This is a genomic window from Leisingera sp. ABM4_101 (genome assembly GCF_056158725.1).
In genome coordinates this window covers 76,610-87,500 of record NZ_JBSWTV010000002.1, presented here as the reverse complement: position 1 = coordinate 87,500, position 10,891 = coordinate 76,610, and the positions used below count along the sequence as shown (strand labels likewise).

Annotated in this window: 6 protein-coding genes, 1 tRNA gene and 2 rRNA genes (1 of these 9 only partly in view); 7 read left to right on the top strand and 2 right to left on the bottom strand. The window is 54.6% G+C overall.

What is annotated here, in order from left to right:
* The 3 genes from ACXAEK_RS01460 to ACXAEK_RS01450 all read left to right on the top strand — a co-directional run.
* Positions 1-1,799 (top strand): 23S ribosomal RNA (locus ACXAEK_RS01460); it begins 1,031 nt to the left of the window's first position.
* A 204-nt stretch (positions 1,800-2,003) separates the two neighbouring features.
* Positions 2,004-2,118: ribosomal RNA gene (gene rrf / locus ACXAEK_RS01455) — 5S ribosomal RNA — on the top strand.
* Positions 2,119-2,239: 121 nt separating this feature from the next.
* Positions 2,240-2,316, top strand: a tRNA-Met gene (locus ACXAEK_RS01450).
* Here ACXAEK_RS01450 and ACXAEK_RS01445 read toward each other — a convergent pair.
* Entirely contained in the window at positions 2,273-4,012 is a 1,740-nt protein-coding gene (locus ACXAEK_RS01445) for a recombinase family protein (RefSeq protein ID WP_475045157.1), read from the bottom strand. The genes ACXAEK_RS01450 and ACXAEK_RS01445 overlap by 44 nt on opposite strands.
* A 411-nt stretch (positions 4,013-4,423) precedes the next feature.
* Between ACXAEK_RS01445 and ACXAEK_RS01440 the strand changes: the two genes are divergently transcribed.
* Complete coding sequence (locus ACXAEK_RS01440; RefSeq protein ID WP_475039398.1) at positions 4,424-5,194, top strand: hypothetical protein; 771 nt, start codon at positions 4,424-4,426, stop codon at positions 5,192-5,194.
* Positions 5,195-5,202: 8 nt separating this feature from the next.
* On the opposite strand, the gene ACXAEK_RS01435 is transcribed toward ACXAEK_RS01440, so the two are convergent.
* Positions 5,203-6,219 carry a hypothetical protein gene (locus tag ACXAEK_RS01435; protein ID WP_475039397.1) on the bottom strand — a complete coding sequence of 339 codons (1,017 nt, stop codon included), beginning with the start codon at positions 6,217-6,219 and terminating at the stop codon, positions 5,203-5,205.
* A 316-nt stretch (positions 6,220-6,535) separates the two neighbouring features.
* Here ACXAEK_RS01435 and ACXAEK_RS01430 point away from each other — a divergent pair, with 316 nt between their 5' ends.
* The 3 genes from ACXAEK_RS01430 to ACXAEK_RS01420 all read left to right on the top strand — a co-directional run bounded on the left by ACXAEK_RS01430 (position 6,536) and on the right by ACXAEK_RS01420 (position 10,642).
* Positions 6,536-7,654 carry an endonuclease/exonuclease/phosphatase family protein gene (locus ACXAEK_RS01430; RefSeq protein ID WP_475039395.1) on the top strand — a complete coding sequence of 373 codons (1,119 nt, stop codon included), beginning with the start codon at positions 6,536-6,538 and terminating at the stop codon, positions 7,652-7,654.
* Between the two features lie 449 nt (positions 7,655-8,103).
* Positions 8,104-9,465 (top strand): hypothetical protein, encoded by a 1,362-nt coding sequence (locus ACXAEK_RS01425; RefSeq protein WP_475039393.1) that lies wholly within the window; start codon positions 8,104-8,106, stop codon positions 9,463-9,465.
* Between the two features lie 157 nt (positions 9,466-9,622).
* Positions 9,623-10,642: an IS110 family RNA-guided transposase gene (locus tag ACXAEK_RS01420; RefSeq protein ID WP_475039392.1), complete on the top strand. Its 1,020-nt coding sequence runs from the start codon at positions 9,623-9,625 to the stop codon at positions 10,640-10,642.
* The last annotated feature ends 249 nt before the right edge of the window (positions 10,643-10,891 follow it).

Genomic DNA, 10,891 nt, shown 5'->3' with positions numbered 1-10,891 from the left:
TTCATGGCTAAGTGGGAAAGCAGGTGGGATGTCCAAAACAACCAGGAGGTTGGCTTAGAAGCAGCCATCCTTTAAAGATAGCGTAACAGCTCACTGGTCTAAATAAGACGTCCTGCGGCGAAGATGTAACGGGGCTCAAGCCATGAGCCGAAGCCGAGGATGCACATAGTGCATGGTAGCAGAGCGTAGTGTGACATAGTTCCATGCGTCTTTAGCCTTCTTCGGAAGGTGTTGGACGCAAGGAGCTTTCGATGAAGCCGGGGCGTGAGCCATCCGGTGGAGAGATCACTAGCGAGAATGATGACATGAGTAGCGACAAAGAGTGTGAGAGACACTCTCGCCGAAAGTCCAAGGGTTCCTGCTTAAAGCTAATCTGAGCAGGGTAAGCCGGCCCCTAAGCCGAGGCCGAAAGGCGTAGGCGATGGGAACCAGGTTAATATTCCTGGGCCAGGAGGATGTGACGGATCATGAAGGTTGTCCGCCCTTATCGGATTGGGCGGGCCGCTGATTGGTCCCTGGAAATAGCCCTCCATCAGACCGTACCCTAAACCGACACAGGTGGACTGGTAGAGAATACCAAGGCGCTTGAGAGAACGATGTTGAAGGAACTCGGCAAAATACCTCCGTAAGTTCGCGAGAAGGAGGCCCGGGTTCAAGGCAACTTGGATCCGGGGGCACAAACCAGGGGGTGGCGACTGTTTATTAAAAACACAGGGCTCTGCGAAGCCGTAAGGCGACGTATAGGGTCTGACGCCTGCCCGGTGCCTGAAGGTTAAAAGGAGGGGTGAGAGCTCCGAATTGAAGCCCAGGTAAACGGCGGCCGTAACTATAACGGTCCTAAGGTAGCGAAATTCCTTGTCGGGTAAGTTCCGACCTGCACGAATGGCGTAACGACTTCCCCGCTGTCTCCAACATCAACTCAGCGAAATTGAATTGCCTGTCAAGATGCAGGCTTCCCGCGGTTAGACGGAAAGACCCCGTGCACCTTTACTACAGCTTCGCACTGGCATCAGGATTGTGATGTGCAGGATAGGTGGTAGGCATCGAAGCAGGAACGCAAGTTCCTGTGGAGCCTCCCTTGAGATACCACCCTTCGCACTCTTGATGTCTAACCGCGGTCCGTTATCCGGATCCGGGACCCTGCGTGGCGGGTAGTTTGACTGGGGCGGTCGCCTCCTAAAGAGTAACGGAGGCGCGCGAAGGTTGGCTCAGAGCGGTCGGAAATCGCTCGTTGAGTGCAATGGCAGAAGCCAGCCTGACTGCGAGACTGACAAGTCGAGCAGAGACGAAAGTCGGCCATAGTGATCCGGTGGTCCCGCGTGGAAGGGCCATCGCTCAACGGATAAAAGGTACGCCGGGGATAACAGGCTGATACTGCCCAAGAGTCCATATCGACGGCAGTGTTTGGCACCTCGATGTCGGCTCATCTCATCCTGGGGCTGGAGCAGGTCCCAAGGGTACGGCTGTTCGCCGTTTAAAGAGGTACGTGAGCTGGGTTTAGAACGTCGTGAGACAGTTCGGTCCCTATCTGCCGTGGGTGTAGGATACTTGAGAGGAGTTGCCCCTAGTACGAGAGGACCGGGGTGAACGATCCACTGGTGGACCTGTTGTTGCGCCAGCAGCAGTGCAGGGTAGCTATGATCGGACAGGATAACCGCTGAAGGCATCTAAGCGGGAAGCCCCCCTCAAAACAAGGTATCCCTGAGGGCCGTGGAAGACCACCACGCCGATAGGCCGGAGGTGTAAGCGCAGCAATGCGTTCAGCTGACCGGTACTAATCGCCCGATAGGCTTGATTTGATCCAGTAACAGACAGTGTTACGGACACAGAAAGCAAACACATCCCTAACAAAACTTGGACATGTTGATTGTAGCGCCTCCTGCATTTGGAAACGTCGTCGTGACATAACTCCTGGGCGGTCTCTCGCGTATTTACTCCGTAAGCACGCTGCCGACCGCAAACCGAGAAAATCCAAATGCCGAAGGCATCTGGATTTTTCTCGGTTTGGTGGCTACAGCGCAAGTGAAACACCCGGTCCCTTCCCGAACCCGGAAGTTAAGCACTGCCGCGCCGATGGTACTTGGGCTAAAGCCCTGGGAGAGTAGGTCACCGCCAAACCTAGTAAAATCCAAAAAATCTCTCGAAAACGATAAAAACACCGTCCTCAAGCAGCGTTCCACGCGGCAGGACAAACAAAAGTCCTCAAGTAGCCCTCCGGGCGGTAGGACATCATACCTGTCGCGGGATGGAGCAGCCAGGTAGCTCGTCAGGCTCATAACCTGAAGGTCGCAGGTTCAAATCCTGCTCCCGCAACCAGCTCTACTTGCAGAGTAGGCGCAGACACACAGCCCCCTCCGGGGGCTGTTTGCGTTTTGGCGCTAAGTTCCTGATGCACATGTTGAAGTTTGGATAGCTCCGCTGCAACACGGGCGCTTTCCGACGAGGTTGCGACCGAAAGGATACCAGCCAGGTCGCCGATGAGATCGATGGTCAGCTCTTCGCCCTTGATGTCGGGTGTCAGAACCACTTTGTCGATCATAGCCCGGAGGTGCTGCGAGGCTTCTGCCCGCCGCTCCGGGGTGTTGAGCGTTGCCATCAGGTGGGAGACCTCCTGCTTGTAGCGGGCGCTCATATTGGGGTGGAAGATGACTTTCTCTTCCGGCTGCGCTGACAGGAGCGTTTCCAGTTCTTTGAGCCGGTCATTGACGAAGACCGCACGGTCCTTCAGCATCTCTGCTGGCACGCCGTCGCAGATCGATTGCACGATCTTATCCTTCTCCCGTGTCAGCTTGCTTTGTTCCTTAATGAGGCCGGTGCGCGCGGCGTTCTGTTCGCAGCGCAGCTCGTTCATCCGCTTGGTGTATTCCTGGCAGAACACCTCGACCAGGCGTTCATCCATCAGATTAGCGTTGAGCGCATGCAGAACCTTGGCTTCCAGATTTTCCCGCTTGATCGTCAGCTTGTTGGTGCAGGTGCCCTTGTTCTTGGCGGTCGAGCAGGACAGGTGGGTTTTGTTGTGCATGGCGAAGCCGCCCCCGCAGCAGCCGCATTTGACGAGATGCGACAGCAGGTAGCTTGGGCGGTTGCGCTTATGCAGCGGCTTGTTTTTCTTATTGTAGACCCCCTGCTGAATTTTGACCCGGTTCCAGAGGTCCTGTTCGATGATGCGCAGATCCGGCACTTCGGTGATCACCCATTGGTCTTCGGGATTGAGCCGGGAGACACGCTTTCCGGTCTCCGGGTTTTTGATATAGCGCAGCCGGTTCCAGATCTGCCGCCCGATGTAGAGCTCATTGTTCAGGATGCCGGTACCGCGTTCCCGGTTGCCATAGATGGTGCTGGGTCCCCAGGTGCCGCCATTGGGGGCAGGGACCTTCTCCGCGTTGAGGGTCTTGGCCAGGGCTGCCGGGGACTCTCCGTTGGCATAGGCCTTGAAGATACGCTGAACGACCTTTGCCTGGGCTTCATTGATCTTGCGTCCTTCCCGTTCGATCAGCCCGTTGGGCCCGGCTTCATTGGCCACGTCATAGCCATAGACAATGCCGCCTGCGCTTTTGCCTTTGAGCGCGCGGCCCTGCAGGCCCCGGTGGGTTTTATTGGCCAGTTCTTTGAGGAACATGGCCCCCATGGTGCCGCTGAAGCCGATATGCAGCTCATTGATGATCCCTTCCGAGAGAGTGAAGATCTGCTGATCATTGAAGCGGAGCTGTTTGAAGACCTTGGCTGCGCCTTCCTGGTCCCGGCTGATCCGGTCGAGAGCTTCGGAGACCACGAGGTCGAATTTGCCCAAGGGGGCTGCGCTCAGCAGCGCCTGAATGCCGGGTCGGAACAGGTTCTCGCCGGAGATGGCGTGATCCGTGTAGCATTCGACCACCTGCCAGCCTTCCGCTTCGGCGCGGGCCTGGCAGATGCGGATCTGATCTTCGAGGGATGTGTCTGTCTGCAGGTCGGATGAATAGCGCGCGTAGATTGCAACGTGCTTGGGTCCTTCTGTTTGTGTGTATGGGGTCATGAGCCTGGTCCTTTCTGCGGGCGGCATTCATCCTGCATCCCGGAGCCCGCAAGGCGTTCACTGCTCATTTGCTCCTGAAAATCCGTTTCCGCCGCCGCCCGCGCAAGGAGACGCACAAGCTCCACCAGCTTGCCATCCGGCAGGGCTGGGCTTGTCTCCTCATGAGTCTCGCCTGGGTTGGCCTGATCGGTCTACGGAATTTTCCTTTCTGCCCACAGGCTATTTGCCGTGGCTTTTTGTTGTCGTTCTCCTTTGCGCTTTGCACCGTTCGTGAACATAAGTGGAACGCTATAGGAGCAAACTCCTAATTCCGGTAGCAAAATCGCAAATGAGCACATACGTAGGCAGAAGCTTAGCGGCCAATTCCAGCGCGGGATCGGGGCAGATCCAGGTATTTGAGGGTATTTTTGAATGGCGGAATTCCATGAAGTGGATTGGCAAAACGCTTCGGTTCAGGACCGGATTGCACCCAATAAAGCGCTCTTCCGTCTGCTGACGCAGATCTCCAGGAAACTGGATGTTCACTTTGATGTCATGCTTGAAGAGGCGCAGGAACAGGCTGTCTCCAAGGCGGAAGATCCGCACGGTAATTTTGAAAAGGGTAAAATCGCAAAGCACAGATCGCACAAGATCCATGAGTGGATTGCGCGCAATCACTTCGACTGGGCACAGGAGAAAGAACCGCAGCTGTTCCAGGTGCCCAGAAAGTCAGATTGGGATCAGTTCCTGGAGAAACATGATGTTGAAGATGGGATCAGGATTGTCACCGAGAATGCCTCAGAAGCAGATTTGCTGAATGTCGTTCGGTTTGCCGATGACACGGACGACGATGTGCTTCGCCTGCGCCTTGGGCAAAAGTTCTTCTTTGATATTGATGTGCCATTCAACGGCGTAGCGGTTGCGTTCCAGAAGGCCGGAAGGAACTGGTATCCCTTCGCTCTGTTCAAAGAAGAAAACCGGGAACGTGCCCGCGTTGAGGTTCGCAAAGGCGTGCAGGCTTTGCCTCGAAACGGGGCTGGAGAAGCAGTTTATTTGAGCGAACTCGACGACACAGGGCCGAGTGAGTTTGTCTTTGTCCTGAGCACGGATAGCACTTTGCCAGCGTCACCTGGCGCAATAGCGCAGTTCGAAACGGACGAAGAATTCCAGGTGCTGCGGCATCCTGTGCACTTCATAACCTGACCCTGTTTCTATCCTTCAGGCCACGTAATGCGGTTGAAACGCCGCGCTTTTTCATCATATAGGCGGCGGCGCTGCAGCAGATCGCTGACTGCATCGTTGATCTCCTCAATCCCTGCATCGGATTGGGTCGGGGCAGCATGAATACCGATCAGTTCCAGTGCATCATCGAACTCTTCAAAACGCGCGCTGAAGAAGTCATCAAAGAGGTCCGGATTGATTGTCGTCCGGCTCTGTGCGGCAGGCACAATGGCACTACGAAGGATGAAAGCCCTAACCAGCGGGTCTGGGTGGTCTGAATGCATATGCAGGCGTTTGCGGGTCTCGCCAAGGTATCTGAACATACAATAGAGCGCGACGGTCACCAGCGAGATGCAGTGTTCAGCGGCGACCTCCGGCGGGCCGAAGACGAAGCGGGTAATGCTGCCCCGCTCTGCATTCAATGCTAAACGGATCAGCTCATCTATTTGCGCGCGCAGAAGCGAAGCCCCGATGAGATCTGCGTCTACTTCCCAATACTGCCTCTCCGGGAGAAAAACCTCGCCAGCATGTTTGACGACGTTCAATTCTGAAATCTCGCCTGTTTGCCCGTCTTGCCTCAGAGCCTCCAAATGTCCGGAAAGGATGTGCCCCACTTCATGATTAAAGACAAAGTTCATGCAGAACTGCCCCATGAAGTCGGCAATGTGCCGTCTCGGCGGGGATAGCCTGGCAGTCTGAATTGTCTCCTCGGCCAGAGTCGAGGGGCTGACTACGAACTGGAGGTCCAGTTGCTCTGTTTCCGTGCTGCTGGCATCCATCCAGGGCATCACTTCCGGATCGCTCAGCAGGCGGTAGAACAAGCCATCCAGAAGGTAGGGAAACACGCTCGCTACCTCTACGGCATAGCCTGACGAGGTCGCTCTTACAGAGGCATTGGCCTCGTTCATCTCCGCGAAAGAGAAGGAAATTGCCTCGTCAGGCCGCAGGTAGGCCAGTGCGATGTCCCGAGAAGTGGCAGCAAAGCGGGTCGTCAGAGTGTCGTACAAAGAGCGCCACGCCGGTTCCACTCGCTGACCTCAACTTATGCTTGAGCCGTCTGGTTGGGATACTAGTGCAAGGAACTCAATGGCTTCAATGCAGAAAACGCGGTTTGTGACCCAGAACGGCCCAAAGCCGACATCCAACGGGTGTTAGCCACGCTGTGATCGCTCACGCGTTGCCGACATTCGTTGCGCCAGTGAGCTTGGTGCGATGAAGAGCTCTGAAAATGGGAATTCTCTCCAGGGTTGATTTTCAAGAGGCAAGGCGGCTACGCTTCAAATTGATAGTCTTAAGGAAATGTTTGCCAGAGGAAATCGTTAGATGCCTGTTACTTTACGACTTGCGACGTTTAACATCGAAAACCTTTTCACACGACATGATTATAATGCGTTCCTCCAAGGCCCAAATAGCCGTGAAGCTCGATACTTAGCCCCAATTGCTCAGTTCCTCGCTGAGTACGGAGACGGAGACCTTAACGACTTCCAAGACTTTCGACGACTAATCCAAACCGCGTCAATTTCACAGGATGATGACAAGCGCCAACACACGGCACTCGCGCTCGCACAGTTGAACGCTGATGTGGTCGCCTTTCAAGAAGTGGACAGTTTTGGCGCGTTAGAGCGGTTCATGTCGGCATACTATGCCAAGCTCGGCGAAAAGGGGTATCGGCACATCGTTTTGCACGAAGGCAATGATATGCGAGGCATTGATGTCGCTATTGCTACTCACGCGGATTGGCCGGTATATACACGATCGCACGCCGATCTGACCCCTGCATGGTTAGACGACACAGAGACTGGTGTGGGTCTTCTTGAGGAATTTCCAGAAGCTAAAAAGAAGGCAAGCAAACTGCGGGGCCGTAGGATATTCAGGCGTGACTGCGTCGAAACGGTTCTTAGCAAAGCACCTGTCACGGTCTTTAATTGCCACTTCAAATCTATGGGCGGCGGAAGAGATGCAAGTATGGGAATGCGTCAGCTGGAAGCCATCGCAGTGCGTGAAATCATAAATCGAAAGTTTGAGACTCCAAGCGAAGCCCTGTGGTGTATCGTTGGGGATCTGAACGACTACAAGCAAGTGATTAAGGTCAGGAAACGTCTCGACGATGAGGGCAGACAGGTCGAAGACGTTGAAACGCCAAATGAATCCGGAGTCGACCCGCTACTAGATGATGGATTTGGCGTCAACCTCGTCAATCTTTTGCCAGAGTTGGATAGGTGGACACACTACTACGCAGGCGATAAGCACAAGACACAACTTGACTACATCATTGCTTCCCCGGCCCTCGCCGAGAAGATTGTAGGACTTCCTGAAATTGTACGTTCGGGGATGCCGCTCCGAGTCCCAAATTCGGACGATATTCCACGTTTTCCTCGTATTGGTTGGGATAGGCCAAAGGCCTCGGACCACTGCCCGCTGGTAGTGGAGTTTCGGATCTAGAAAGTTGCTTAACTAAGATGATTTGATGCGGTCAGTACGGCCCAAACCTGCCGTTGGATGACTCTACTGAACTCTGCGCTCCGGCACGCCTCAAGAGACATTCATTCAGTGTGTTGATCGAGGGCTCCAATGATAGTGAGCAGATACATCTGGCTGAATCAAGGATCTGAGCTCGATGTTCAGAACATTTGGTCGAGACAAGAAAGTTGCTTATTCAGAATAAAGTGACGACAGTCGAAAATAACTCCTTGAAAGCAATTGATGAAACCCAAAACATGACCCAAATATTGGTTACCCCCGACACTCTTCAAGAGGCTCTTGATAAGGCGTCTGCAGGCGACAGGATTTAGCTGCAGGCTGGAAAATATGACCGAGTTTATACAATTAGCCGCCGACGCGGGACAACAGGCAAAAGAATTGTAATCGAACCGGCTCACGATACCGATCCTTTGGATTGCCAAATTAGCCAAGGCGTGACTGCTGAGGAGTTCAGGCCAAAATCCAACCGCTTAGCGCAAAGATCCCTCGATATCGGCTATGACTTCCCTGGGCTTTTTCCGTGGATAGACGACGCCAGCCTGAGAGTTTTTCGGTGCGAGCATGTTACAGTTCGAGGCATCTGTTTTCGTGAATCGTGGCCGACACATATTTTTATCGAAGCATCACGGGATGTCGTAATCCAAGACTGTCACTTCGAAGATGCTACATTCTGCATAGGTGCATTTGGGCCAATAACGAGGGACATTCTCGTTGAACGCTGTTCTTGGACCCAAGACATCGTGCCTAATCGAATTTGGCACCAAATACCGTGGTACCGGATCCATGGCCCAACCGTAGACCTTGCCGGAGACTATCGACTGTTTGATGGGGACTTCTTTAGGTCTAACGAAATCTCCGGTGGGGTTACAATTCGACACTGCAAAATCAAGGCAGCCTTCAATGCAATTCACGGCTACAATACCTCCTTGCAGGCTCCGCTGAACAGAGACTTCAACATCTACCGGAACAGCTTCGAACAGATCCGTGACAACGTGCTCGAGCCTGAAGATGGAGCATCGAACTGGTGGTTTCACCACAATGATCTGGTGGATGTCCACAAGTGGTTTTCAATTGAATGCGTCACGCGCGGCTCCATGTACATTTTTTCAAACATTGGGTCTTTTCGAACCTGGCAAGGTTCAGATCCCTTTCCTGGTGACAAAGATGAAAACAACGGAGGGGCAGTTTTTAAGGCCTTGAAAAGGGTAACTGACGCGAAAGGGCCTTTCGACAATTTGAATGTATTCCACAACAGCTTCCTCACCAGGTCGGCCTACATAAAGAAAGGCCTGCTACCCGGGCTGAACCATTTGAACAATGCCGTCTCCTATTCTCCTTCTTCAGGCGAACCGCCTAGAACAAAAGGTTTTTTTGGCAATGTAAAGAAAGCGGAATACCAGAAGAGGTTTACGTCCAGTTGGCCGAAGTGGAACATTCGGTTTGACGGTGATGTCATAGGATTCCCAGCTTTCGCTGATGAGCTGCACCAACTCCTGTATCCGCTTGGTGATGATATTGTGGAACGTGATCCTATGTTCATCGGTCAGGGAGAAAATGCTGCCGACTTCGAACTGGCGGTTGATAGTCCAGCCAGAGCCGCGTCGATACCTATGAGTTTCCAGCTTCCGTCTGGCCAGTGGTCTACCAACGGAGGGGACAACGTTGGTGCACTACAGGGACCTCCAGGTTCACCCACCACAAACCGTTTCCAAGGACCATCATTTGCACCGACTCTCAACAACCTGGATTACGAGACGTCTCTAGGGACCTAAGTACATGCGAGGCTCGGCCCATTGCTGCCCTTGATCAGGGGTCTCATAGCTGCAGCGCAGCTTCCCCTTACCGGATGGAGTGGGTGGCTCCTGCTCCACCGGCGTCGCAATGCGCCATACTGCAGTTATCAACGACTGCTAGGAAAGGAGCCACCCAATGACAGTAAAAACAGTTGGACTGGATCTGGCCAAGGACGTGTTCCAGGTTCACGGGATTTCCGCCGCCGGCCGCAAGATTTTCAACAAAAAGATCAAGCGCGCGAAACTGCTCGCGTTTTTCGAGGCTCTTCCGCGCTGTGTTGTGGGCATGGAAGCCTGCGGGTCCGCCCATTACTGGGGCCGGGAGCTCAGAAGGCTGGGCCATGATGTCCGCCTGATGCCGGCGGCCTATGTCAAACCATACGTAAAGCGCGGCAAGACAGACGCCGCTGATGCCGAGGCGATCTGCGAAGCTGTCCGCCGGCCGACAATGCGCTTCGTCGAAGTGAAATCCGAAGACCAGCAGGCAATCCTGGCACTGCACCGCACCCGGGATCTCGCGGTCCGGCAGCGCACGCAGCTGGCGAATATGATCCGCAGCCTTCTGCGCGAATTCGGCCATGTGCTGCGGAGCGGGATTGAGGCTGTGATCGCCTTTGCCAAGCGCCACCTTGCAGGGGAACGGCCCGGCATGCCCGATCTGGCAAGCGGCATTCTGGGCACGGTCTGCTACCAGTTCCTTGGAGTCCACGAGCGCGTTGAAGGCTTTTCAAAGATGATTGAAAAGCATGCGCTGCTGGATGCCGGCGCCCGGCGCCTGATGCGTATGCCCGGCATCGGCCCGATCACTGCCTCCGCCATCGTGGCGACCATCGGTGACGCGAAGCAATTCAGGACCGGCCGCGATCTTGCAGCCTGGCTGGGCCTGACCCCGCTCAACAAGTCCAGCGGCGGCAAAGAGAAGCTCGGCAAAATCACCAAGAAGGGTGATAGATACATCCGCAAGCTTCTGATCACCGGCATGACGTCCCGCGCGCTGATGGGCAGGAAGCACCCAGAGCGCATCGATATATGGAGCGCCAGGATTCTTGCAGGGAAACCGTTCCGGCTGGCGACAGTCGCGATGGCCAACAAAAGCGCCCGGGTCATCTGGGCAATACTGACAAAACGACAGGAATACCGGCAACCGGCCGCTTGACCGGACCGGCCTGCCCAGAGATGCAAGACGCTTGATGTGATGATGCGGACTTAAGTCAACCAAAAGCCAGGACACTCCGAGAATGTCTCCGTCCTCCGAGGTCGTTTAGCCGATAGGAACCTTGCTTGCGGAACTCATCAAGGCCAGCAGACCTCAACACTGGCTGCGTAAACAGGCCGAACACACGACGGTACTGACAGACCGCCGCGATCACTGCAGAAAACGCTTGCAATGCAGGCGCCACCCACA